We start from the raw sequence: 24712 nt of genomic DNA, 5'->3' as shown, positions 1-24712 counted from the left end.
GTGGCCGTACTGACCGACATCGAAATCGATGCGCTCACCGAGATCTTCAACGTCGGTGCCGGGCGCGCTGCGCTGAGTCTGTCGGAAATCGTCGGCGACGAGGTGCGCCTGACCGTGCCCGCGCTCGAGGTGCTGCGTGCGCGTGCGATCGACGAGCGCGTGCTGGCGATGGCCAATGCGCGCTTCGCGGCAGTCAGCCAGGTGTTCGACGGCCCGTTCGATGCCGAGGCGGTGCTGCTGTTCGCCGAAGATCACGCGCTGGGCATCGTGCGCGACATGATGGGGTCGCAGATCAGCCTGGAGGACCTGGCCGAGTTCGAGCAGGAGGCCATGAGCGAGCTGGGCAACATCATCCTCAACGCCTGCCTGTCGGCGATGGCCGACATGCTGGGGATCACCCTGAACAGCTCCCTGCCGACCTATGCGGTGTCGTCGCCGCGGGAAATCTCCGCCCGGCTTGCCGCCGGTGAGCAGGACGACACCTACGTGCTGGTGCTGCACATCGATCTGTTGATCGAGAAGCACCATGCGTCGGGGCGGCTGATCTTCCTGCTCAGCTCGACATCCCTCAACAAGCTGGTGTCGCACATCCAGCGCTATCTCAGTGGCATCGCATGAACGAGGCGGTGCCCGGGGCCGTGTCCGCCGATGTCGTGTTCGACAGCTTGGCCTTCGGGCTGGCGGTGGTGGATGCGGATCTCAAGGTCCGGTTGTGGAACCGCTGGATGGCGCGCCACAGCGGCATCGAGGCCGGGCGCGCACTCCATGCCGATTTCATGGCGTTGTTCCCGCAACCACTGCCGGCGGGGTTCCGGCTGCGGCTGGGTCACGTCATCGAATACGGACTGCCGGCGGTGCTGTCGAGCGCCCTGCATCGTTCCCCGCTGCCGCTGTTCCAGGAGCCTGCCGGCACTGGCGACGCGGCACCGGCAAGGATGGTGCAATCGGTGGTGATGACGCCGGTCGCGGCGATGGACGGCAACCGCGCCTGCCTGATCCAGGTCAGCGATGCCAGCCATTCGATCCGGCGCGAACGGATCCTGCTGTCGCATTCCGAAGCATTGAAGCGGCAAGTGGTCACCGACGACCTGACCCGCATCCACAACCGTCGCTTCTTCGACGAAAGCTTCGTGCTGGCGTTGCAGCGCGTCCGCCGCAGTCATGAACCGCTGTCGCTGTTCATGATCGACATCGATTATTTCAAGCAATACAACGACCACTACGGCCACCTGGAAGGCGACCGCGTGCTCAAGCGCGTGGCTGCGGCACTGATGACGCAGATGCGCGCGGCCACCGACGTGTTCGCCCGCTATGGCGGCGAGGAATTCATCATGCTGGCCAGCGGCATCGGTGCCGCCATGGCCAGTGCGATTGCCGAACGGCTGCGCGAAAGCGTGCAGGCGCTGGGCGAGCCGCATGTGCAGTCGCCGGTGGCGAATTGCGTGACCATCAGCGTGGGGGTGTGCACCCGGGTGCCGCAGACGGATGCCGATGGGCAGGCCCTGATGGCGGCCGCCGATGCCGCCCTGTACCGCGCGAAACAGGGTGGCCGCAACCGGGTGGCAGTGGACTGAGCGGTGCCCGTGCAGGCCGGTGGCGTGCGTGTCCCGGCCCCGGCCCTGACCATGGTCACGCGTCGGCGGACCTGCGGGATGGTGTAATAGCCGTTTGCCGTGCATGGAGTTTCGATGATGCGAATCCGTACCCTGGCCGCCTCGCTGGCCCTGACCCTTGCCGCCGGCGCGGCGCAGGCCGACGAAGGCATGTGGATGCCCGCGCAATTGCCGCAGCTTTCGAACGCCTTGCGGGGGGCGGGCTTCGAAGGCGACCCCGCCGCGCTTGCCGACGTTACCCGTGCGCCGCTGGCGGCGGTGGTGTCGCTGGGCGGTTGCACCGCCAGCTTCGTCTCCGCGCAGGGGCTGGTGGTGACCAACCACCATTGCGCGATGGGGGCGATCCAGCTCAACTCCACCCCGGAGAACAACCTCATCGAAAACGGCTTCATCGCCCGCACGCCGGCCGAGGAAGTCTCCGCCGGGCCGGCGGCACGGATCTACGTGACGGTGGGCTTCGACAAGATCACCGACCGCATCCTCGCCGATGCCAGGGGCAAGACCGGGCGCGCGTATTTCGATGCGGTGGATGCGGCGAAGAAAGCGGCGGTGGCGCAGTGCGAGGCCGATGCTGGGCACCGTTGCAGCGTGGCCGACATGTACTACGGCAGCGAGTTCTACCTGATCAAGCAACTGGAATTGAAGGACGTGCGGCTGGTGTATGCACCGCCGGTGTCGATCGGCAACTACGGCGACGAGATCGACAATTTCGTGTGGCCGCGCCATGTCGGCGACTTCAGTTTCTATCGCGCTTACGTCGGCAAGGACGGCAAGCCCGCGCCCTATGCGAAGGACAACGTGCCCTACCAGCCACCGGCGCACCTGTCGGTGTCCACCGCGCCGGTGAAGGCGGGGGATTTCGCGATGATCGCCGGCTACCCGGGGGTGACGTTCCGGCATCGCACCGCGTCGGAATTCGCCAGTCAGATCGACTGGCTGCTGCCGAACCGGGTGGCGTTGCTCGACGGCATGATCCAGGCCATCGACAAGGCGACCGCCGGGCACCCCGACAAGGTGGTGCTGTATGCCTCCACCGTGGCCTCGCTGAAGAACAACCTCAAGCGCGCGCAGGGCGAGCTGGAAGGCTTGCGCCGCAGCGATGCCATCCGCGTGCGCGGCGAAGACGAAAAGGCGATGCTGGCGTGGCTGGGCAAGCAGCCGGGCACCAAGGCCGAACAGGCCGGCATCCGCGCCTTGCAGCAGCAACTGGATGCCGGCGAAGCCAACCGTGCGCGTGACCTGGTGCTGCCCTTCCTGCGTCCGGGCTTGCTGGGTGCGGCGGTGCAACTGCAACGGCTGGCGCTGGAGCGCGGCAAGCCCGACGCCCAGCGTGAAAGCGGCTACCAGCAGCGCGACGAGGCGATGATCGCCGGCGGCCTGAAGCAGTTGCAGCGGCGCTTTGATGCGGACGTGGAAAAGGCCACCCTGCGTTACGCGTTGCAGCGCTATTACGCGTTGCCGCAGGCGCAACGGGTGGCCGAGTTCGATGCCGTGTTCGGTGCCAGCGAGGCCGAGGCGGCGCAGCGGCTGGAGGCCCTGTACGCGGGCACCCGGCTGGGTGACGAGGCCGTGCGGCTGGCGGCGATGCAGCAGGATGCCGCCGCGTTGGCTGCGTCCGACGACAGCTTGCTGAGGGCCGCCGCCACCCTGCAGCCGGCGCTGCTGCGGCTGGAGGCCGAAGCCAAGCAGCGTGCCGGTGAATTGCTGCGCCTGCGGCCGGCGTACATGCAGGCCTTGATTGCCTATCGCACGTCGCAGGGCAAGGCGGTGTACCCGGATGCCAATTCCACCTTGCGGGTGAGCTTCGGCAAGGTCAGCCCGCTGTCGGCGCGCGATGGCGTGGACTATCGCCCGCTCACCACGGTGGCCGGCATTGTCGAAAAGCACACCGGCGTGGTGCCGTTCAATGCGCCCAAGCCGTTGCTGGAGGCCATTGCCAAGGGGGATTTCGGCAGTACCGCCGACCCGGAGCTGCGCACCCAGACGGTGGATTTCCTGACCAACCTCGATACCACCGGTGGCAATTCCGGCTCGCCGGTGCTGGACGCGCAGGGCAAGCTGATCGGCTTGAACTTCGATTCCAACTGGGAAGCGGTCAGTGCCAGCTGGATGTACGACCCGCGCTACAAGCGCGCGATCCACGTGGACATGCGCTACCTGCGCTGGCTGCTGGCCAAGGTCTACCCGGCCCGGAACCTGCTGCAGGAAATGCAGTTGCCGGCGGAGTGAAGACGCAGCACCGGTCGGGCTCTGCTAGGCTTGTGCGCCGCACCAATCGAGGCTGCCGCGCATGAAGATCCTGCTTGCCCGTCACGGCGAAACACCGTGGAATGCCGAGGGGCGCTACCAGGGCCAGGTGGACATCCCGCTGTCGGACGTCGGGCTGGCACAGGCGGCGGCACTGGGCCAACGCTTGCAGGGTGTGCGCATCGACCGCGCGGTGGCCTCGCCGCTGGCGCGCGCCACCCGTACCGCGCAATTGGCGCTGGGCGAGGCTCGCGTGCCGATGCTGGGCTTCGATGCGGGCCTGCTGGAAATCGCCCACGGCGAATGGGAAGGCCTGCTGGCCAGCGAGATCGCCCAGCGCGACCCGCTGCGCCTGCAAGCCTGGCGGGATGCCCCCGAGTCGGTGCTGATGCCGGGTGGCGAGTCGCTGCAGATGGTACTGGAGCGCGCCTGGTCGGCACTGGCGCGGGCCTGCGCCGGCCTGGGCGCGGACGATACCCTGCTGGTGGTGGCCCACGATGCCGTCAACCGCGTGCTGCTGGCGCGCATCCTCGGCTTGCCGCTGGCCAGGCTGTGGACCTTCCGGCAAGCACCGACCACGCTGAACCTGCTCGAAGGCGATGACGTGGATGCGCTGGAAGTGGTGCGCCTGAACGACTGCGCGCATCACACGCCGTTCTTCGGCGAGGCCAAACATCGGGCGCTGTAGGCGGCACACTATGTCGATGACGCGAACGCTTTCCGATTGGCTGGCCTTCATCGAGGCCCAGCATCCCGCCGCCATCGCCTTGGGCCTCGAGCGCGTGCGCGCGGTGGCCGGGCGCATGCGGCTGGGGCGACCGGCGCAGCGCGTGGTCACGGTGGGCGGCACCAACGGCAAAGGCGCCACGGTGGCCTTCGTCGAGGCGATCGCCCGCGCGCAGGGGCTGCGGGTGGGTGCCTACACCTCGCCGCACCTGCATCGCTACAACGAGCGCGTGCACATCGATGGCGTGGAGGCGGACGACCCCGCGCTGGTCGAAGGCTTCGAGGCGGTGGAGGCCGCGCGCGGCGACACCCCGCTGACCTATTTCGAATACGGCACGCTGTGCGCGTTGTGGTTGTTCGAGCGCGCGCAGCTGGACCTGGCGGTACTGGAAGTGGGCCTGGGCGGGCGGCTGGACGCGGTGAACATCGTCGACGCCGACGCCGCCATCATCACCACCGTCGACCTGGACCACCAGGACTGGCTGGGTCATGACATCGAAGCGATCGGGCGGGAAAAAGCCGGCATCGCCCGTCCGTTCAAGCCACTGGTGCTGGGCGACGACGATCCGCCCGCCAGCGTGTTGCGCCATGCCTATGCCATCGGTGCGCCGGCGTGGCGGATCGCCAATGATTTCTTCGCGGAGCCCATCGATGCGCAGCACTGGCGCTGGCGCGAAGTGGGGTATTCGATCGAATTGCCGATGCCGATGCTGGCATTGGCGGCGCCGGTGCAATTGCGCAACGCCGCCTGCGCCATCGCTGCGTTGCGCGCACTCAAGCTGCGCATCGAGCGGGGCGCGATCGAGGAGGGCGTGGCCAATGCGCTGGTGCTGGGCCGCTTGCAGCGCTTCGAACGCGATGGCGTGGAAGTGTTGGTGGACGTGGGCCACAACCCGCAGGCCGCGCGTGCCCTGGCCGAGTGGTTGCACGCGCAGCCGCGCCGGCCCACCCAGGCGGTGTATGCCGCTTTGGCCGACAAGGACGCCCCCGGGGTGGTAGCGGCACTGGCGGCCGGCGTGGACGCCTGGCAACTGGCGGGGTCGCTGGGCGCGGGCCAACGCGGCACCGACGTGGCGGTACTGGCGCAGCGCCTGCGCGGCACCGCCGCCGAGGGTGCCCGTTGCCATGCCGACGTGGCAACGGCATTGACGGCCGCCCTGGCCGCCGCCGGTGCCGGTGGGCGGGTGCTGGTGTTCGGTTCGTTCCATGCCGCCGCGCAAGCTCTGGTCTACCTGAACGCCGCCGGCTGACCGCGGCGCGCGCGCCGGTATAATTCGCCCTCCCACCGCGCCCTTCACCACGGAATCCCGATGGATGCTTCGCTGAAACAGCGCCTGATCGGCGCGGTCGTGCTGATTGCACTGGGCGTGATCTTCCTGCCGATGCTGGTCAAGGGTCCCGCCCCGGACAGCGGCGTGTCCGACGTGTCCCTGCGGGTGCCGGCGGAGCCGAAATCGGCCGATGGCATGGTGACCCAGGATTTGCCGCTGGCCGCACCCGCCGCCGCACCGGCCAATGGCGTGTCCGGCATGCCCGGCACGTTGCCGGATGCCGCGCCCGCAAGTCCACCGACGGCCGCCTCGGCGGACCCTGCCAGCGCTTCCCTCGCGGCGGTGGCGGCAGGCGGTTTTGCGGTGAGTTTCGGCAATTACGCCAATGAGGCCGATGCCGACAAGGTCCTTGCCGCGCTGCGTGCCAGCGGCTTGCCCGGGTATCGCGAAGCCGTCACGTTGGGCAGCCGGCAGGCCCAGCGGGTGCGCATCGGGCCGTTTGCCGACCAGGCCACCGCCGAGTCCGCGCGCCTGCGCGCCGGGCAAGTGCGTGGCGACGTGGTGGCCAAGGTGGTGACGCTGGATGCGGCGGTGGCCGCCGAGCCTGCAACGGTTGCGGCGGTGCCGGCAAAGCCGGAGCCCAAGCCCGAAGCGAAGCCCGAAGCGAAGCCGGAACCGGCCAAGCCGGTGGTGGCCAGCAAGCCGGAGCCGGTCAAGCCCGCCGTGCCGCCGGCCGCTAAACCGGAGCCGGCCAAGCCCGCCGCGGCCGGCAAGCCGGAGATGCCCAAGGCCGAGCCGCCGCCGGCCAAGCCGGCCAATCCAGCCGGAACCGGCTTCGTGGTGCAGATCGGGGCTTTCGCCTCTTCCACCGATGCCACTGCCCAGCGTGATGCGCTGCGCAAGGCCGGGTTCAACGCGTTCACGGATACCGTTCCCGGCCCGCATGGCGCGCTGACCCGCGTGCGCGTGGGGCCGGTACTGACTCGCGCCGAGGCCGATGCGCTGAAGGCCAAACTCAAGGACGCGGGCAAGGACGGCATGGTGCGTCCGCACCCCTGATTCGCAAATTCCACAGGAACATTCCCCATGTGCGGCATTCTCGGAATCGTCGGCCACAGTGAAGTGGCCGGGCTGTTGTATGACGGCCTGACCGTGCTCCAGCACCGCGGCCAGGACGCCGCCGGCATCGCCACCGCGCACGGTACGCGGTTGCGCGTGCATCGCGGCAACGGGCTGGTGCGCGACGTGTTCGACGCCAAGGCGATGGCCCTGTTGGAAGGCAACACCGGCATCGCGCATTGCCGTTACCCCACCGCCGGCAGCGAAGGCAGCGACGAGGCGCAACCGTTCTACGTCAACTCGCCGTTCGGCATCGCGCTGGCGCACAACGGCAATCTGATCAACACCGAGGCGCTGCGCCGCGAGGTGTTCGAACAGGACCGCCGCAACGTCAACACCGGCTCCGACTCGGAAGTCCTGCTCAATGTGTTCGCACACGAACTGGACACCCAGAGGGTGCTGACGCCGGACGCCGTGTTCGCCGCGCTGGAAGGCGTGAACCGCCGCGCCAAGGGCGGCTACGCGGTGGTCTGCGCGGTGCTGGGGCTGGGGCTGGTCGCGTTCCGCGACCCGCACGGCATCCGCCCGCTGGTGCTGGGCAAGCGCAGCGGCGCGGGTGGCGACGAGTACATCGTTGCCTCCGAATCGGTGGCGCTGGACGTGCTGGGCTTCGAGCGCGTGCGCGACGTCGCGCCGGGCGAGGGCATCGTCATCACCGACGAAGGGCAGCTGCACGCCCGCCAATGCGCGCCCGCCGCGTCGCATGCCACCTGCATCTTCGAGTACGTGTACTTCGCGCGCCCGGACTCGATGATCGAGGAAATCTCGGTGCACAAGGCGCGCATGCGCATGGGCGTGACGCTGGGCGAGAAGATCCTGCGCGAGCGGCCCGACCACGACATCGACGTGGTGATCCCGATCCCGGACACCAGCCGCGATTCCGCGCTGGAGATCGCCAACACGCTGGGCGTGAAGTACCGCGAGGGCTTCATCAAGAACCGCTACGTCGGCCGCACCTTCATCATGCCGGGGCAGGGCGAGCGCGCGAAGTCGGTGAAGCGCAAGCTCAACCCGATCCCGCTGGAGTTCCGCAACCGCGTGGTGCTGCTGGTGGATGATTCGATCGTCCGCGGCACCACGTCGCAGCAGATCGTGCAGATGGCCCGCGACGCCGGCGCCAAGAAGGTTTATCTGGCCTCGGCAGCGCCGCCGGTCCGCCATCCCAACGTGTACGGCATCGACATGCCGTCGCGCGAGGAACTGGTCGCGCACGGCCGCAGCGAGAAGGAAATCGAACAGCTGCTGGGCTGCGACTGGCTGATCTATCAGGACCTGTCCGACCTGGAAGCCGCCGTTGCCGGACCGAAGTTCCCGGGCCGCAAGTTCGACAGCTCGTGCTTCAACGGCGAATACGTGACCGGGATCGACGCCGACTACTTCGAGCGGCTGCAGCAGCTGCGGTCGGACGAGGCGAAGAAGAAGCGGAGAGCGTCGTAGGCGTCGGTTTCTTGCCGGGCGCATGCCGGGGAAGCGTTTCAATTCGCTCCCCGATACTCGCTCGGTTGAAACGCTTCCCCGACATGCGCCCTGTGACTCTGTCGTTGTCGAAATGAAAAGCCTGTTCGACGCCGCCCGCGCCTGCCTCGACGCCGCCACGCCGGACGACAAGCCCGCGCTGACGCTGGCGATGGCCGCCGCGTTCGCGCGCGGCGAACTGGCGATCCCCGACGGCGCGCCGCCGCCCGAACCGATCCGCATGCCGGGCCGGCCCGCGCGCCCGACGCTGGTGCACCCGCGCGACCTGCCGCGCCGCGGCTTCGGTAGCGACGAGGGCCGCGCCGCCTTCATCCACGCGGTGGCGCACATCGAGTTCAACGCGATGGACCTGGCCTGGGACGCGGTCTACCGCTTCCGCGGCATGCCGCCGGAGTTCTATGCGGACTGGGTCTCGGTGTCGAACGACGAGGCGCGCCACTTCAACCTGCTGCGCGCACGCCTGCGCGACTTCGGCCACGACTACGGCGATTTCGACGCCCACAACGGCCTGTGGGAGATGGCGGAGAAGACCGCACACGACGGCCTGGCCCGCATGGCGCTGGTGCCGCGGGTGCTGGAAGCGCGCGGGCTGGACGTCACCCCGGGGATGATCGTGAAGCTGCGTTCGCTGGGCGACGCCGCCACCGCCGACATCCTCGCGCTGATCCTGCGCGAGGAAGTGGGCCACGTCGCCGCCGGCAGCCGCTGGTACCGCTGGCACTGCGAACGCACCGGCATCGAACCGCGCGCACGCTTCCGCGCGCTGCTGCGCGAATACGCCAGCGGCGTGCTGCACAAGCCGTTCAACACCGAGGCGCGGCTGGAAGCGGGGTTCGATCTGGAAGAGCTGGAGAGCTTGCTGGACGCGGCCGACTGAAACTTTCAGGCGGACGGCCCGGTGGCACTGGGGCGCGGCGCTTTCAGCCCCCTCTCCCCCGCCTGCGGAGGAGAGGCTTGGTGTGAGGGGGGCCTACAGCGCCACCAACGCAAACCCACCCGCATCCACCCGCAGCACCGAGCCCTGCTCGTACCAGTCGCCCAGCACGATGCGGGTGCGGCCGTGGCCCTCATCGTGGATCGCCGGGCGGTGGGTGTGCCCGTGGATCATGCGCCGGACGCCGAAGCGTTCGAACCACGCCTGCACGGTGGCCGATGCGACGTCGCCGACGGTTTCCGCCATGCCCTTGGCCACCAGCTCGCCGTAGCGGGCCTGGCTGGCCGCGCGGGCCTGCGCGGCGAAGGCCAGCCGCGCCGCCAGCGGCTGCGCGAGGAACTGCGCCTGCCACTGCGGGTCGCGCGTCTGCGCGCGGAACTGCTGGTAGACGGTGTCGTCGGTGCACAGCAGGTCGCCGTGCAGCAGCAGGGTGGGGGTGCCGTACAGGTCGACCACGGTGGGGTCGTCCAGCAGGGTCATGCCGGCACGCGCCGCATAAGCGTCGCCGAGCAGGAAATCGCGGTTGCCGCGGATGAAGTAGGTCGGGACGCCTGATTCCGCGAGCGCGCGCAGGCGGTCGGCGACGAACGCGCCGGCGTCCGAAGGGTCGTCGTCGCCCACCCAGGCTTCGAACAGGTCGCCGAGGATGTACAGCGCGTCGGCGCCACGCGCCTCGCCGTCGAGGAAGCGGCCGAACAGCGCGGTGATCTCCGGGCGGTCGGGGTCGAGGTGCAGGTCGGACACGAACAGGGTGCTCATCCCGCGATTGTAGAACCCCGCCCGGACCCGCCGCGGGCGTCGGGGTAAAATCGCCGGCTACCGACAGCCCCGTGGCACCCCATGACCGTCCGCACCCGTTTCGCCCCGTCCCCCACCGGCTACCTGCACATCGGCGGCGCGCGCACCGCGCTGTACTGCTGGCTGGAAGCGCGCCGCAAGGGCGGGCAGTTCATCCTGCGCATCGAGGACACCGACCGCGAGCGCAGCACGCAGGCGGCCATCGACGCCATCCTGCAGGCGATGGACTGGCTGGGCCTGGACTACGACGAGGGCCCGATCTACCAGACCCACCGCCTCGACCGTTACCGGGAAGTCGCCGAGCAGCTGGTCGCGTCCGGCCACGCCTACTACGCCTACGAGACCAAGGAAGAGCTCGAGGCGATGCGCGAGGCGGCGACGGCCGCGGGCGAGAAGCCGCGCTACAACGGCGCCTACCGCGACGCCAACGCGGGCTGGCGCGACGACCCGAACCGGGTCATCCGTTTCAGGAATCCAGTGGATGGCGTGGTGGCTTGGGAGGACAAGGTCAAGGGCCGCATCGAGATCGCCAACAGCGAGCTGGACGACCTGGTGATCTTCCGCAGCGACGGCTACGCCACCTACAACTTCGCGGTGGTGGTGGACGACATCGACATGCGCATCACCGACGTGGTGCGCGGCGACGACCACGTCAACAACACCCCGCGCCAGATCAACATCTACCGGGCGCTGGGCGCAAAGGTGCCGCATTTCGCGCACCTGCCGATGATCCTCGATGAACACGGTGCCAAGCTGTCCAAGCGCACCGGTGCGGCCGACGTGATGCAGTACCGCGACATGGGGTATTTGCCGCATGCGCTGCTCAACTATCTGGCGCGGCTGGGCTGGTCGCATGGCGACCAGGAGATTTTCTCGGTCGCGGAAATGCAGGCGTTGTTCGATTTGGCGGATGTCAACGCCAAGGCCGCACGGATGGACCCGGCCAAGCTGGGCTGGCTCAACCAGCAGTATTTGAAGACCGACGCCCCCGAAGCCGTGGCCGGGCACCTGCGCTGGCATCTGCGGCACGCCGGTTATGACCTGGACAAGGGGCCGAAGCCGGAAGAATTGGTGCTTGCCCTGCGCGAGCGCGCACAGACGCTGAAGGAAATGGCGGAGAAAGCCGCCGTGTGGTTCCAGCCGTTGACGGCGTATGACGACGCGGCGGTGGCCAAGCAGTTCAAGCCCGAAGCCCGTGGCCCGCTGGACGAAGTGCGTGCGCGTTTCGCGGCGCTGGTGGAATGGACGCCGGAGCTCATCCATGATGCGGTGAAGGCCGCTGCCGAAGCGCTGGGGCTGGGCATGGGCAAGATCGCGCAGCCGCTGCGGGTGGCGATCACCGGCAGCGTGGTCAGCCCCGACATCGGCTGGACGGTGTACCTGTGCGGGCGCGACGAGGCGTTGGCGCGGATCGACGCCGCGCTGGCCATGCTGCCGGGTGGGGATTCGGCGGCATAATCCGCGCATGAGCGCGCCGCATGCTTGCACCGAGCCGCACCACCACGTCCACGACGCCACCGCGTTCGTGGGGGCGGTGCAGCATGCGTGCAGTGATCGTGGCCTGCGCCTCACCGCACCGCGTACGCGGGTGCTGGAGCTGATCGCCCGGGCACGCGGGCCGATCAAGGCCTACGACCTGCTGGACCAGATGCGCGATGCCGAAGGCAGCGCCGCGCCGCCCACGGTGTACCGCGCGCTGGACTTCCTGCTGGCCAACGGCTTCATCCACAAGCTGGAATCGATCAACGCCTTCGTGGCGTGCCACCATCCGAATGCCGCGCAGCATTCGGTGCCGTTCCTGATCTGCAACCGCTGCCACTCGGCGACCGAACTGGAGGACGCCGGCATCGTCGCCACCCTGGATGCCGCCGCCCGCGCGCTGGGCTTTGCCCCGCAGGCGCAGACGCTGGAAGTGCATGGCCTGTGCGCGCGCTGCGCACAGGCCGCGTGAGCGTCGGGCGCAGGCCTCAGAAGAACACCCGCACCCCGAAGGCCACGCTGCGGCCCGGCAGGGCCACCGCGTCCTTGAGGAACGAGGTGTGCACGCGGGCGAGTTGGTGGGTGAGGTTGCTGCCATCGGCAAACACCTCCCAGCCCAGATTGCCGGTATCGAAATGACGGGTGAGGTGCGCATCCATCAAGGTGTAGCCGGCGGTGGGAGTTTCGTTCAACGCCACATCGGCTTGCTGCTGGGTACGGGTGGCCCCCAATGATGCCCGCCAGCCGGCGTGGCTCCAGCGCAATTGGCTGCCGATGCGGGCCGGTGCGATGCGCGGCAAATTGCTGCCATCGGTGAAGGTGGCGCGCACGCGGTCACCAAACACACGCACATCCCAGTCACCGCTGTCGTTTTCGGCCAGATGCATGCTGACTTCGGCTTCCAGTCCGCGAAACCGGGCGTCACGCTGCGCCCATGCCAGCACCGGCAAGTCGCGGTCTTCCGCGTCCCAATGCCAGGTGGTGCCGGTGTCGGCGAGGTGGATGAAGTCGCGATAGCGGTTGCGATACGCGGACAGCTTGGCATCCACCCGCCCGGAGTGGAAATGCAGGCCCAGCTCGAACTGGTTGGCCGCTTCCTTGCGCAGCTGCGCGCTGCCCACTTCATAGGCCAAGGTGGCGATATGCGGGCCGTTGGCGAACAGCTCTTCCTCACCGGGTGCGCGCTCGTCGTGGTCGAAGTTCGCGCTCAGTTTCCAGTGCGCGTTCAGCGCCCAGCTCCCGGCAAGTGCCGCACTGACCGGTGTGGCGTGGTGGCTGGCGGCATTCGCCGGCGTGCTGGTGGTGTGCTCGATGCGCCCGCCCATGTCCAGTTGGAGCGCACCCAGCGTACGGCGTGCCAGCCCGAAAGCCGCGGCATTGCGGGTACGGGTGGCGGGCAGGAACGCCTCTTCGCCGAGGGCGGCGAAATCGCTGCGTGCCGCCTGCATGCCCAACACGCCCTGCCAGCCGCCGGGATGGCCGAAGCTGGCTTCCAGCCGGCCTTCGTTGGCGTTCTTGCGGAACACGGTGCCGGGCGTGTCGCCTTCGAATTCCGTGTGTTGGTAGCCGGTGTGGGAAAACCCGAAACGCAGGCCATTGCCGTCTCCCCACAGGTCGCGCAGCGCACCCTTGGCATCCACCCGCTGCTGGCGCAGCTTGATGCGGACATCGGGCTCGCCGGGGTTGCCATAGGCATTTTCGAGCCGGGATGCCGACAGGCCGGCATAGCCCCAGTCCCCCAACAGCGAGCCGCCCAGCGCGGCCGACTGCGACTGCATCCATGCGTTCCATTGCCGGCCCAGTGGCGTGCGCATGTCCGGCATGTGCCGGTACACCGCATCGGCGTGCAGGGCGTAGCGGTCCGTGCCGCCGTCGATGCGTGCCATGCTGGTAGTGCCGTGCTGGTTGCCGGTGAAAAAGCGCGTCTCGGCGCGGCCGCTGAAGCCGTTGTCGATGGCGTCTTCGGGAATGCGGCCATCGGCTAGGTTGACCGCGCCGGCCATGCTGCCGCTGCCGTACAGCAGGGCGGCGGGGCCACGCAGCAGGTCGATGCGGTCGGCCAGGAAGGGTTCCACCGCCGGGGCATGGTCCTGGCTCACGGTGGAGACATCCTGGGTGGCCATGCCGTCGGTCAGGACGTTGACGCGCGGGCCTTCCATGCCGCGCAGGATCGGCCGGCCCACGGCGGGGCCGAAGTTGGTGCTTTGCACGCCGGGCAGGCTGGCGAGGGTGTCGCCCAGGGTGGCGGCGCGTGCTTCGTCAAGACGCTCGCCGGACAGGGTTTCCGTCGGCTTGGCGAGGGTGGCGACGGTGTCGCGCGTGGCATTTCCGGTCACCACCAGGCCATGGATTTCCTTGATGTGCTCGGCGTCCTGCCCGCCGGGAGGGTGGCGCGCGTCGCTGGCGGGCGGGGGGGCTTCCTGCGCATGTGCCTGCGCCAGTAGCAGCAGTGCGAGGGACAGGGACAGGGGGGTACGGCGGCAAGGGGGAGCGCGCATCGGAAACGTCGGTGGGGTGGAAGAGGTGATGTTATACAGTTACACTTGCGGAAAGTTCCCGGGTCGAAGGTCATGTCGCCACGTCGCCTGCAATTGCTCGATCGCATCGGTGCCACCGGCTCGCTGGTGTGCGCGCTGCATTGCGCGGTGTTGCCGCTGCTGATCGCGGCATTGCCGGCGTTCGGGGTGGCACTGTGGCTGGGGGACGGGGTGGAAGCCGTGTTCATCACCTTCGCCAGTCTGTTCGGGGTGGCGGTGCTGGCGTGGAGTTATCGCCGCCACCGCATCCTGCGCGCGCTGGCGCTGTTGGTGCCGGGGCTGGCCGCGTTGTGGGCGGCGATCCTGTACGCCCCCTTGCATCACTCGGTGTTGCCGCATGCGCTGGTGATGACCACGGGCGGTGCGCTGGTGGGGTTGGCGCATCTGGTCAACCTGCGGCTGAACCACGGCTACCAGCATGGCCACCGGCACGGCGTCCGCTGCGTCCACTGAGGCGTGGTAGAATCGCCGGCCTCGCGCGCGGCGCGATCCACATTCACAACGATTCGATTCCAGGAGTACGACGATGGGCAAGGGCGACCGCAAGACGGCCAAGGGCAAGCGTTACAACGCCAGCTATGGCAATGCGCGACCGAAGGCCGTGACCAAGGCCGCTGGTGCCGCAGCCGCCCCGGTGGCGAAGAAGGCCGCTGGCAAGGCCGTGGCGAAGAAGGCGGTCAAGAAAGCCGCCGCCTGATCCCACGGGTTCCGGTGCCATCGAAAGCCCCGCCTCGGCGGGGCTTTCGCGTTGTGGTGGCCCTCAGCGGGCCGGTTGCGCCCCGGCCTCGATGGCCCGCCAGGTGCGCAGCAGGTTGCCACCCAGCAGCTTGCGGATGTCGGCCTCCCGGTAGCCGCGCTGTTGCAGCCCGGCCACCAGCTGCGGGTAATCGGCCACCGTCTTGAGGCCCTCGGCCAGTTCGCCGCCCACGCCATCGAAATCGGAGCCGATGCCGACGTGGTCGATGCCGATCAGCTTCACCCCGTAGTCGATTTCGTCCAGCACCTGCGCCAGCGTGCTGCCGCGCGGCGGGTGTTTGGGTGCCCAGTCGCGCTGGAACGCGGCCTGATCCAGCACCGGCTGGCCCTGCGCCAGAAGTTCGGCGTTGCGGCGGTCGAACGCCTGCCGGGCGGCGTAGTAGGCCTGCCCGTCGGCGGCGCTTTCCGGGCTGATGAACATGGTGCCGAACGGCACCTGCACCACGCCGCCGGACGCGGCCACCGCCTTGGCGATGGCGTCGCTGATGTTGCGTTCGAAGCCGGGGGTGAAGTGGCGGAAGGCCGAATGGCTGGCGATCACCGGCACCTTGCTGATGCGGATGGCTTCCAGCGCCGAGGCGTCACCCAGGTGCGAGACATCCACCATGATGCCGACCCGGTTCATCTCCGCCACCACCTGGCGGCCGAACGGGCTCAGGCCGTTCCAGGTCTTGGCGGGGGAGTAGGAGGAATCGGCGATGCGGTTGGGTGCGCTGTGCGCCAGGGTGATGTAGCGCACCCCGCGGTCGAAGAAGAACTGCACGTTGGCCAGGTCATCGCCCAGCGGCGCGCCGTTCTCCATGCCCAGCGGCAGCAGCACGCGGCCCCCTTGGCGCAGGCGGTCGACGTCGCGCGGGGAGGTGAGCAGGGCGAATTTCCCGGGGTGCCGCTGCGCCAGCGCTTCCACCGCGTCGATCATGGCGTTGGCGGTCTGCCAGGCGGTGCCGGCGGCGTCCTGCTCGGGAGAGGTGTAGATCGACATGAACGCCACGTCCAGCCCGCCGCGACGGGCTTTCACGTAATCGAATTCGCGCCCCTTCACCTCGCCACCCAGGTCTGCCCAGTGGTCCAGCAGCTCGGTCGGGGCATCGATGTGGGTATCGACGATCACCGCGTCATCGGCCAGCCGGGTGGCGGCATCCTGGGCGTGGGCGAAACCGGCCAGCAGCAGGCAGGTGGCAAGCAGGGTCAGGCGCATGTGAAGGCTCCGGGCAATCAGACGAGACGGGTGCCGGCAACCCGCACGGCTTCGGCGAGGTCGCCGCCCAACCAATAGCAGAGTTCGGCGGGATGGTCGATGCGCCAGTGCACGATGTCGGCGCGCATGCCCACGCGCAACCTGCCGCGATCGTGCAGGCCCAGGGCGCGGGCGGCGTGCACGGTGGCACCGCGCAGGGCTTCCTCCGGGGTCAGGTGGAAATGCGTGCAGGCCAGCTGCATCGCTTGCCGCAGCGACAGCAGCGGCGCGGTACCGGGGTTGCAGTCGGTGGCCACCGCCATCGGCACGCCGTGCTCGCGCAGCAGGTCGATCGGCGGCAGCTTCGTCTCGCGCAACACGTGGAACGCCCCGGGCAGCAGCACCGCCACCGTGCCATGCGCGGCCATCGCGCGCACGCCGTCTTCATTGGCGTACTCGAGATGATCGGCCGACAGGCCGTCGAATTCGGCCGCCAGCGCCGCGCCGCCGAGATCGCTGAGTTGGTCGGCGTGCAGTTTCACCGGCAGGTCGCGCGCGCGCGCGGCGGCGAACATCCGCCGCGTCTGCGCGGGGGAAAAACCGATGCCCTCGCAGAACGCGTCCACCGCGTCCACCAGTCCTTCGGCATGCAACTGCGGCAGCCAGCCGATGGCGGCGTCGATGTAGCCGTCGGGATCCCCCGCGAACTCGGGTGGCAATGCGTGCGCGGCCAGCAGGGTGGTGCGCACATCCAGCCCCAGTCGCTGCCCGGCCTGGCGCGCCACCCGCAACAGCTTGCGTTCGTTGGGGAAATCCAGCCCGTAACCGGACTTGATCTCCACCGTGGTGACGCCGTCGCGCAGCAGCGCATGCACGCGCGGGATGGATTGCTGCAACAGATGTTCCTCGCTGGTGGCACGCACCGCGCGCACGCTGGAGAGGATGCCGCCGCCAGCCCGGGCGATCTGCTCGTAGCTGGCACCGTTGAGCCGCATCTCGAATTCGGCGGCGCGGTGGCCGGCGAACACCGCGTGGGTATGGCAATCGACCAGCCCCGGGGTGACCCAGCCGCGCGCTTCGATCACTTCGTGTGCCAATGCGGTGGGCGTGCCCGGCAGTTGCGCGGCTGCGCCGACAAAGGCAATCCGCCCGTCCTTCCATGCCAGTGCGCCATCTTCGATGGTGCCGTAACCGGCGGCTCCCTCCAGCGTGGCCAGCGAGGGGCCCAGCAGCAGTCCGTCCCAGCGAGTGATCGTGTCCATGTCCGGATTGTAAGCGCGCAGTGTGAGGACAGGATGCGTGGCGGCGCTGGCTACAATGCGCGCTGCACAGGCAGGAGCGTGAACATGGCAGGCAGTGGGCTGGATGGCTGGAGCGGGCGCGTCGATCAACCCGAGGATGCTTCCACCCGGCGGTGGCACCAGTGGGTGCGCGCGCCGGAAGCCGGAGCCGCGTCGGGTGTGGCGTTGCTGGGCTTTGCCTGCGATGAAGGCGTGCGCCGCAACCATGGTCGCGTTGGTGCTGCGGAAGGGCCGGCGGCACTGCGCAGGATGCTGTCCAACCTGCCGACGCTGGACGAGGTGCCGCTGTACGACGCCGGCACCGTGGCCTGCACCGATGGCGACCTGGAGGGTGCGCAGGCGCGCTATGCCGACGCCATGGCCGCGTTGCTGGACGCCGGTCACTTCGTGGTGGGCCTGGGCGGTGGCCACGAAATCGCCTTCGCCAGTTATCAAGGCCTGGCGCAATCGCTGGGGCTGCAGCGGCCGCGCGTGGCCATCGTCAACATCGACGCGCATTTCGACTTGCGCAAGCAGGAGCAGGGCAGTTCGGGGACGCCTTTCCTGCAAGCCATCGAGCACGCTCGCAGCATCGGCCTGCCGCTGCAGTACCTGGCCTATGGCATCAGCGCCGCGGCCAACACGCGGGTGTTGTTCGACACCGCCGATGCACTGGGCGTGCACTATGTTTGCGACGATGCACTGGGCGTTTGGGAGCTGCCGGCGCGGCTGGACGAATTGAAGGCGAAACTAGCCGAGGTCGATGTGGTGTATCTCACCATCGACATCGACGGCCTGCCGCATGCGATGGCACCGGGCGTCAGCGCCCCGGCTGCACGCGGGGTGCCGATGGAAGTGGTGGAGCCGCTGCTGGACGTGATCGCCGCCAGCGGCAAGCTGCGGCTGATGGACGTGGCCGAACTGTCGCCGCCGCTGGACCGCGACAATGTCACCGCGCGGGTGGCGGCGCGCCTGATCCACCGCGTCACCCATGCGGCGATGCGCGTGCGCTGCTGATTCAGGGGCGCACGCGCAACGCCGGCAGCAGCGGTGCGATGTCGCCGTCGTTGGGTTCCGGCGGCAGCTGCAACAGGCGCATCAACAGCGGGTAGACGTCGACGTTGTCGAACACCGGCAAGCGCACGCCCTGCACAAACGCGGGGCCGGCGGCGATGAAGGTGGCGCGCATCGATGGCAGCGCCGGATCGAACCCGTGCGAGCCGCGCGTGGTGGCCGGGCCCTGTTGGCGGAGCGCGTATTTCCTCGGTTCCAGGGCGTCCCAACCCGCATCCATCTGGCACACGATGGACGGGATGCGCGGGTTGCTGCCGTAGTGCCAGTGCGCCGGCAACGCCTGCTTGCGCCAGCAGGCGAAGTGTTCGTGCCGCCCCAGCAGGTGCTGCTCGGCCTCGGCGGTCTTGCCCGGACGCGGGGTGAATTCGACCACCTGGCCATCGCTCACCACCGTGGCCACATCCGCGGGTGCCATGGCTTCGGTGGGCAGGAGTTGCCCCGGCGGCACGGTGTCGAAGCCGTGGTCGGAGACGACCACCAGATTCACCGCGTCCAGCCGCCCGCGTTGTCGCAGGCCGGCGACCAAGTCGCCCAGCGCCGCATCCACGTCGTGACGGGCGCTTGCGGCCTGTGCGGAGCCCGGGCCGTGCGTGTGGCTGGCTTCGTCCACCTGGTCCAGGTAAACGGCGATGAAGCGCGGGCGCAGGGCCGGCGCGGCATCCAGCCATTGCAGGACCTGCCGGATGCTGTCGTTCGCGCGGGTGTTTTTCTGGTAGGCACGCCATTGCCATGTGCGCCGGCCGGCCACTTCCACCTGGTTGCCGGGCCAGTACAACACGGCCGCAGGCTGCCCCGCACGCACCGCGCTGGCCCACACCGGGACGCCATTCCACCAACCGGGCTGGTCCATGCCGCGGCGGTTGTTGGTGCGGAAGTGGCCCAGTGTTTCGTCCGCCATCATGTTGTGCACGATGCCGCTGTGGTCCGGGCGCAGGCCGGTCACCAGCGCGTAGTGGTTGGGGAAGGTGAGGGCCGGATAGGACGGCTGCATGCCATCGGCACGCACGTTGGCATTGCCCAGTGCATCGAGGTTGGGCATTTGCGCCGCGTTGACGTCGACGGGGCGCAGGCCATCCACCGACACCAGGATCACGCTGGTGGCAGGTGCGATGGCGGGGGCGGAGGCGCAGCCGCCAGCGAGCAGGGACAGCGCCAGTGCACCGAGGCGGAAGAAAGCGTGCATCAGGCGATGATAGCCCGATGGGATGTCGGTACGAGGTAGGGCGGGATTGCACACGCAGTCATGTCCGGCGGCGGACCAGCAAGGCAATGCCCAGCAGGCCGGCCAGGCACAGGGACAGTGGGCCAAACACATCCCCGATGCGCGAGTACGGGGTTGGCGTGTCGTGCAGGGGCAGGTCGCCGAGCAGGGTGGTCGCCGTGGTGCGGCCGACGGCGGAGGCCTGTGCCAGCACGCGGCCCCGGCTGTCGCTGAGGGTGAGGTTGCCATCGCGGGCGACGCGGGCGATGGCGAACCCGTTTTCCACGCCGCGCAGAATGGCCATGCGCCCATGCAACCATGCGTCGTCACCGAAATCCCAGGCCGGCACCAACAGCAGCTGCGTACCCATCCGCCCGTGCGCAAGGCCGGTGGTGGTGAAGTCCAGATCCTTGCAGATCGCCATGCCGATGCGCGGGTTGCCGGGCAACACGGCATCCGTGGTGCCCGGTGTGTAGCGATCCTCGAAGCCGGGGATCAGATGGCGCTTGAAATAGGCCTGCGGTTGCACCCGTGCCGGCGTGAACAGCAGCGCGGCGTTGTGCTTGCGCTGCGGGTCGCTGTGGTCTTCCGCGCCGACGAGGATGCGCACGTTGCGGCGCGTGGCCAGCGCCTGCAGCGGGGCGATGGCCTGCGCACGCACCAGCAGGGCGGATTCCGGAGCAACGATGACCTGCGCGCCGCGCATGGACAGGCGTTCCATTTCGGTAAGATAGGCTGCCAGCAGGTGCCGGCCTTCGGCTGCGCCCAGATCGGTCTGCGCCTGTTTCGAATCCCCGATGCTGACCAGCCCGATGCGGATATGCGCGGCGGGCGCGTCCGCATGCAGGCGCCAGGTGCCGTAGCCCAGTGCTGCCACCAGCAGTACGCCGCCGGCCAGCATTGCACCGGCGCGCTTGCCTGCACGGAGACCGGGAGCCGCTGCCAGCGCCAGCAGTGACGGCAGCAGCCAGACCAGGAAGCCCACGCCCCACGGGCCGGTCAACGCGGCGATCTGGAGCACCGGCAAGGCGTCCGATTGCGAGTAGGCCAGCAGGCCGAAGGTGCCGTGCGGTGATGTCGCCGCACCCAGCCAGGCCAGCCCGGTGGTGGCCAGAGGAAACGCCAGCAGCGCGGCAAGTGCGTGGCCACGCCGCGCCCCTGCGCGCCACAACAGCGCCGGAGGCACCATCAGCAGGGCCGGCAGCAGGATGGCGGACAGGCACACCGGCAGTGGAAGCCCGATCACGTCGTGCAGGTAGCGCCACATGTGGGCCCCGCCGGTGGCGAAAGCGACGCATGTGGCCAGGGCCATCCAACGCGCGCGGCTGCGTGCGGCGCACAGCAGCAAGGGCAGTGGCGCCAGCCATGCCGCCCACCACAGCGGGTGCAGGCCACTGCCGAACCACCATGCCAAGGCGCTGGCCAGCGTGGCCAGCGGCAGTGCCCAGCGCGGCAGGGGATCAGGATTTGAGGCCATCGAGCAGTCGCTCCATCGAAGTGTCATAAAACGCACGAAACTGCTTGTCGTCGAAGCTGAAGCGCCCCGCGCGGTACAGCGCGATCAGTCCGTGCGCGTGTGCCCACAACGTCATGGTGATGTCCCACGGGTCGCCATCGCGCAGCAGGCCGTGCTGCAATGCTTCCACCACCACGTCATGCACCACGTTGGCGGTGGGTGACAGGCGGGCCTGGAAATCTTCCGGGAACTTGCGCGCGTCCTCGCGGCGCACCGAAAACGCATGGTCGAACAAGTGCGGGTGTGCAAGCGCGTAATCGAGGTAGATGCGCTGGGTGGCCAGCAGGCGCGTAATCGGGTCGCTGCCGTGGCGGTGCGCGTCCCAGTGACGGGCGATCTCGTGGAAGCTGTCATCGCTGATGCGCTTGAGCAACGCCTCGCGGCTGTCGAAGTGGCGGTAAATGGCCATTGCGCTGAGGCCGACCGCGTTGGCCACCTTGCGCATGCTCACGCCATCCGCGCCTTCGCGCTCGAACAGCGCGCGGGCGGCATTGAGGATGCGGGCAGTGGTGTCGGGGCGCTTCATGTTTACAGTGTAAACAAGTTGGCGGAATTCGTGCAAGCAGGGGCCGGAATGCGGCCAATCGGACGCTTTCCTGCTGGCGACGTGCGCGGATGCGGCGCAGACTTTTCGCCATTCCCGTTCGCCCCCGGAGCGCGCCATGACCGTCAGCAACCGCCACGATCCGTCACGCAAGATCCGCGCACCGCGCGGCAACCAGCTGAGCTGCAAGAGCTGGCTCACCGAAGCGCCGTTCCGCATGCTGCAGAACAACCTGGACGCGGAAGTGGCCGAGCGGCCGGAGGACCTGGTGGTGTACGGCGGCATCGGCCGCGCCGCCCGCGACTGGGACTGCTACGACAGGATCCTCGAGACGCTGAAGACGCTGGGCGACGACGAGACCCTGCTGGTGCAGTCCGGCAAGCCGGTGGGCGTGTTCCCCACCCATGCCGACGCGCCGCGGGTGCTGATCGCCAACTCCAACCTGGTGCCGCACTGGGCGACATGGGAGCACTTCAACGAGCTCGACAAGAAGGGCCTGATGATGTACGGCCAGATGACGGCCGGTTCGTGGATCTACATCGGCTCGCAGGGCATCGTGCAGGGCACCTACGAGACCTTCGTGGAGATGGGGCGCCAGCACTACGGCGGCTCGCTGAAGGGCCGCTGGATCCTCACCGCCGGCCTGGGCGGCATGGGCGGCGCGCAGCCGCTGGCGGCCTCGCTGGCCGGCGCGTGCAGCCTCACCATCGAATGCCGCCAGAGCAGTATCGATTTCCGCCTGCGCACCCGCTACGTCGACGAGCAGGCCGCCGACATCGACGACGCGCTGGCCCGCATCGAGCACTACACGAAGGCGGGCGAGGCGAAGTCCATCGCACTGCTCGGCAATGCCGCCGACATCCTGCCGGAGCTGGTGCGGCGCGGCGTGCGCCCGGACTGTGTCACCGACCAGACCAGCGCGCATGACCCGGTGCACGGCTACCTGCCGATCGGCTGGAGCGTCGAGCAGTGGCTGGCCGAGCAGACCGCCAATCCCGACAAGGTGCGCGACGCGGCGAAGCAGTCGATGCGCGTGCACGTGGAGGCGATGCTGGCCTTCCATGCCGCCGGCGTGCCCACCGTGGACTACGGCAACAACATCCGCCAGATGGCGTTCGACGAAGGCTGCAAGAACGCCTTCGACTTCCCCGGCTTCGTGCCGGCCTACGTGCGGCCGCTGTTCTGCCGCGGCATCGGCCCGTTCCGCTGGGTCGCGCTGAGCGGCGATCCGGAGGACATCTACAAGACCGATGCCAAGGTCAAGGAGCTGATTCCGGATGATGCCCACCTGCACAACTGGCTGGACATGGCGCGCGAACGGATCAGCTTCCAGGGCCTGCCGGCGCGCATCTGCTGGGTGGGCCTGGGCCTGCGCCACAAGCTGGGCCTGGCGTTCAACGAGATGGTGCGCAACGGCGAGCTGAAGGCGCCGGTGGTGATCGGTCGCGACCATCTGGATTCCGGCAGCGTGGCCTCGCCGAACCGCGAGACCGAAGCGATGAAGGACGGCACCGATGCGGTCTCCGACTGGCCGTTGCTCAACGCCATGCTCAACGTCGCCGGTGGCGCGACGTGGGTCAGCCTGCACCACGGTGGCGGCGTCGGCATGGGGTACTCGCAGCACAGCGGCGTGGTCATCGTCTGCGATGGCAGCGAAGCGGCCGACAAGCGCATCGCCCGCGTGCTGTGGAACGACCCCGGCACCGGCGTGATGCGCCATGCCGACGCGGGCTACGCGATCGCGCAGGAGTGCGCCCGGGAGCAGGGCCTGAAGCTGCCGATGCTGTGATCGGGCGGCACGGATGGCCCGCTCCCAGCCGATGGCACGGGTAGCGGCTGACGGCGCCGGCTACACTCGGCCGTCCGCTGGATCGAGCCACCCCATGTCCCCGTTTCGCCCCCGTGTCCTTGTGTCGTTGGTTGCTGCGCTGGCCCTGGCGGCCTGCGGGAAGTCCGGAAAACCGGAGGCCACCGGCCCCGGTGGCCGCGACAAGCCACCGGTGCCGGCGGTGGTGGCCACGGCGGCGTTGCAGGACTGGCAGGACAGCCTGCACGCGCTGGGCACGGTGCGTGCCCACGAGGCGGTGACGGTGACCGCCAAGGTCAGCGAAACCGTGCAGCGGGTGCACTTCGACAGTGGCCAGGAGGTGGCGGCGGGCGCGCCGCTGGTGACCCTGAGCGGGCAGCAGCAGCAGGCCTTGCTGGCCGCGGCACAGGCACAGGCCCGGGATGCCGACGCCCAGTTCCAGCGGCTCTCGCAACTGGCGGGCCAGCAGTTGGTGGCCCGCGGCGTGGTGGATACCGCCCGTGCCAGCCGCGATGCCGCGCGTGCGCAAGCCGACCAGATACGCGCCAATTTGAATGACCGGGTGATCCGCGCGCCGTTTGCCGGTGTGCTGGGCATCCGCCAGCTCAGCCCCGGCGCGCTGGTGACGCCGGGAACGGTGATCGCCACGCTGGACGACATCGCCCGGGTCTATGTGGATTTCCCGGTGCCGGAAACCGAACTGGCCGGGATCGCGCCCGGACAGGCCCTGCAAGGCACGACCGCCGCATATCCGGGCAAGGGGTTCGAGGGCAAGGTCGATACCGTGTCGGCACGGCTGGATGCCACCACCCGTGCGGCCACCGTGCGCGGGGATTTCCCCAATCCGCAACGCCTGCTCAAGCCCGGCATGCTGGTGGAAGTGGCGCTGGTGCGCGGCATCCACCCGGCCATCGTGGTGCCGGAATTGGCGGTGCAGCAGGTGGGCACCGAGACCTTCGTCTGGCGGGTGAAGCCGGATGCTTCGGTGGAGAAGGTCGATGTCGAGGTCGGCGGGCGCATTCCCGGGCAGGTGATGGTGCAGGATGGCCTGCACGCCGGCGACCGCATCGTCATCGAAGGCACCGGCAAGTTGCAGCCGGGGGCGAAGGTGGTGGAAGGCGGCAAGCAGCCCGCCGGCGGCGGGGTGAAGTGACGTC

22 protein-coding genes are annotated in these 24712 nt (G+C 68.9%); 15 read left to right on the top strand and 7 right to left on the bottom strand.

Annotation, left to right across the window (positions count from 1 at the left end; genetic code table 11):
* The 8 genes from ACE3OK_RS01415 (at position 1) to ACE3OK_RS01380 (ending at position 9329) form a co-directional block, all read left to right on the top strand.
* Positions 1 to 618: a hypothetical protein gene (locus ACE3OK_RS01415; protein ID WP_374247726.1), complete on the top strand. Its 618-nt coding sequence runs from the start codon at positions 1 to 3 to the stop codon at positions 616 to 618.
* Complete coding sequence (locus ACE3OK_RS01410; protein ID WP_374247725.1) at positions 615 to 1574, top strand: diguanylate cyclase domain-containing protein; 960 nt, start codon at positions 615 to 617, stop codon at positions 1572 to 1574. The genes ACE3OK_RS01415 and ACE3OK_RS01410 overlap by 4 nt, the downstream gene beginning before the upstream one ends.
* Positions 1575 to 1691: 117 nt before the next feature.
* Positions 1692 to 3842, top strand: coding sequence for a S46 family peptidase (locus tag ACE3OK_RS01405; RefSeq protein WP_374247897.1), 2151 nt, complete (start codon positions 1692 to 1694; stop codon positions 3840 to 3842).
* 61 nt (positions 3843 to 3903) lie between these two features.
* Positions 3904 to 4548, top strand: coding sequence for a histidine phosphatase family protein (locus tag ACE3OK_RS01400; RefSeq protein WP_374247724.1), 645 nt, complete (start codon positions 3904 to 3906; stop codon positions 4546 to 4548).
* A 10-nt stretch (positions 4549 to 4558) separates the two neighbouring features.
* The gene (gene folC, locus ACE3OK_RS01395; RefSeq protein ID WP_374247723.1) at positions 4559 to 5836 is read left to right on the top strand and encodes a bifunctional tetrahydrofolate synthase/dihydrofolate synthase; all 1278 of its coding nucleotides are present in this window, start codon (positions 4559 to 4561) and stop codon (positions 5834 to 5836) included.
* 60 nt (positions 5837 to 5896) lie between these two features.
* Positions 5897 to 6916: an SPOR domain-containing protein gene (locus tag ACE3OK_RS01390; RefSeq protein WP_374247722.1), complete on the top strand. Its 1020-nt coding sequence runs from the start codon at positions 5897 to 5899 to the stop codon at positions 6914 to 6916.
* 27 nt (positions 6917 to 6943) lie between these two features.
* Positions 6944 to 8413 carry an amidophosphoribosyltransferase gene (gene purF / locus ACE3OK_RS01385; RefSeq protein ID WP_374247721.1) on the top strand — a complete coding sequence of 490 codons (1470 nt, stop codon included), beginning with the start codon at positions 6944 to 6946 and terminating at the stop codon, positions 8411 to 8413.
* A gap of 112 nt (positions 8414 to 8525) precedes the next feature.
* A complete protein-coding gene (locus ACE3OK_RS01380) occupies positions 8526 to 9329 on the top strand; it encodes a ferritin-like domain-containing protein (protein WP_374247720.1) in 804 nt (267 codons plus the stop codon).
* A 93-nt stretch (positions 9330 to 9422) separates the two neighbouring features.
* Here ACE3OK_RS01380 and lpxH read toward each other — a convergent pair whose 3' ends face one another.
* Positions 9423 to 10145 (bottom strand): UDP-2,3-diacylglucosamine diphosphatase, encoded by a 723-nt coding sequence (lpxH, locus tag ACE3OK_RS01375; RefSeq protein ID WP_374247719.1) that lies wholly within the window; start codon positions 10143 to 10145, stop codon positions 9423 to 9425.
* 81 nt (positions 10146 to 10226) lie between these two features.
* Here lpxH and gltX point away from each other — a divergent pair, with 81 nt between their 5' ends.
* The gene (gene gltX, locus ACE3OK_RS01370; protein WP_374247718.1) at positions 10227 to 11642 is read left to right on the top strand and encodes a glutamate--tRNA ligase; all 1416 of its coding nucleotides are present in this window, start codon (positions 10227 to 10229) and stop codon (positions 11640 to 11642) included.
* 7 nt (positions 11643 to 11649) lie between these two features.
* Positions 11650 to 12135 (top strand): transcriptional repressor, encoded by a 486-nt coding sequence (locus tag ACE3OK_RS01365; RefSeq protein ID WP_374247717.1) that lies wholly within the window; start codon positions 11650 to 11652, stop codon positions 12133 to 12135.
* 16 nt (positions 12136 to 12151) lie between these two features.
* Here ACE3OK_RS01365 and ACE3OK_RS01360 read toward each other — a convergent pair whose 3' ends face one another.
* Positions 12152 to 14161, bottom strand: coding sequence for a TonB-dependent receptor (locus ACE3OK_RS01360; protein WP_374247716.1), 2010 nt, complete (start codon positions 14159 to 14161; stop codon positions 12152 to 12154).
* A 72-nt stretch (positions 14162 to 14233) separates the two neighbouring features.
* Between ACE3OK_RS01360 and ACE3OK_RS01355 the strand changes: the two genes are divergently transcribed.
* Both ACE3OK_RS01355 and ACE3OK_RS01350 read left to right on the top strand, forming a co-directional pair.
* A complete protein-coding gene (locus ACE3OK_RS01355; RefSeq protein WP_374247715.1) occupies positions 14234 to 14653 on the top strand; it encodes a MerC domain-containing protein in 420 nt (139 codons plus the stop codon).
* A 73-nt stretch (positions 14654 to 14726) separates the two neighbouring features.
* The gene (locus ACE3OK_RS01350; RefSeq protein ID WP_374247714.1) at positions 14727 to 14897 is read left to right on the top strand and encodes a 30S ribosomal protein THX; all 171 of its coding nucleotides are present in this window, start codon (positions 14727 to 14729) and stop codon (positions 14895 to 14897) included.
* 63 nt (positions 14898 to 14960) lie between these two features.
* On the opposite strand, the gene ACE3OK_RS01345 is transcribed toward ACE3OK_RS01350, so the two are convergent.
* Positions 14961 to 16154 (bottom strand): dipeptidase, encoded by a 1194-nt coding sequence (locus ACE3OK_RS01345; protein ID WP_374247713.1) that lies wholly within the window; start codon positions 16152 to 16154, stop codon positions 14961 to 14963.
* A 17-nt stretch (positions 16155 to 16171) separates the two neighbouring features.
* Positions 16172 to 17395, bottom strand: coding sequence for an imidazolonepropionase (gene hutI / locus ACE3OK_RS01340; RefSeq protein WP_374247712.1), 1224 nt, complete (start codon positions 17393 to 17395; stop codon positions 16172 to 16174).
* Positions 17396 to 17479: 84 nt separating this feature from the next.
* Between hutI and hutG the strand changes: the two genes are divergently transcribed.
* Positions 17480 to 18430: a formimidoylglutamase gene (gene hutG, locus ACE3OK_RS01335; RefSeq protein WP_374247710.1), complete on the top strand. Its 951-nt coding sequence runs from the start codon at positions 17480 to 17482 to the stop codon at positions 18428 to 18430.
* A 1-nt stretch (position 18431) separates the two neighbouring features.
* On the opposite strand, the gene ACE3OK_RS01330 is transcribed toward hutG, so the two are convergent.
* Genes ACE3OK_RS01330 through ACE3OK_RS01320 form a run of 3 tightly spaced genes read right to left on the bottom strand, consistent with a single transcriptional unit; the run spans position 18432 to position 21730 of the window.
* A complete protein-coding gene (locus ACE3OK_RS01330; RefSeq protein ID WP_374247896.1) occupies positions 18432 to 19673 on the bottom strand; it encodes an ectonucleotide pyrophosphatase/phosphodiesterase in 1242 nt (413 codons plus the stop codon).
* A gap of 55 nt (positions 19674 to 19728) precedes the next feature.
* A complete protein-coding gene (locus ACE3OK_RS01325; protein WP_374247709.1) occupies positions 19729 to 21165 on the bottom strand; it encodes a nitrilase-related carbon-nitrogen hydrolase in 1437 nt (478 codons plus the stop codon).
* Positions 21149 to 21730, bottom strand: coding sequence for a TetR/AcrR family transcriptional regulator (locus ACE3OK_RS01320; protein ID WP_374247708.1), 582 nt, complete (start codon positions 21728 to 21730; stop codon positions 21149 to 21151). The genes ACE3OK_RS01325 and ACE3OK_RS01320 overlap by 17 nt, the downstream gene beginning before the upstream one ends.
* A gap of 136 nt (positions 21731 to 21866) precedes the next feature.
* Between ACE3OK_RS01320 and hutU the strand changes: the two genes are divergently transcribed.
* Positions 21867 to 23537, top strand: a complete 1671-nt coding sequence (gene hutU / locus ACE3OK_RS01315; RefSeq protein WP_374247707.1) for a urocanate hydratase — start codon at positions 21867 to 21869, stop codon at positions 23535 to 23537.
* A 94-nt stretch (positions 23538 to 23631) separates the two neighbouring features.
* A complete protein-coding gene (locus tag ACE3OK_RS01310) occupies positions 23632 to 24708 on the top strand; it encodes an efflux RND transporter periplasmic adaptor subunit (protein ID WP_374247706.1) in 1077 nt (358 codons plus the stop codon).
* Positions 24709 to 24712 lie beyond the last annotated feature (4 nt).

The organism is Thermomonas sp. (assembly GCF_041905325.1).
GTDB lineage: Bacteria > Pseudomonadota > Gammaproteobacteria > Xanthomonadales > Xanthomonadaceae > Thermomonas.
The sequence above is the reverse complement of the archived record's forward strand: the minus strand, read 5'-3'. Positions and strand labels throughout refer to the sequence as shown.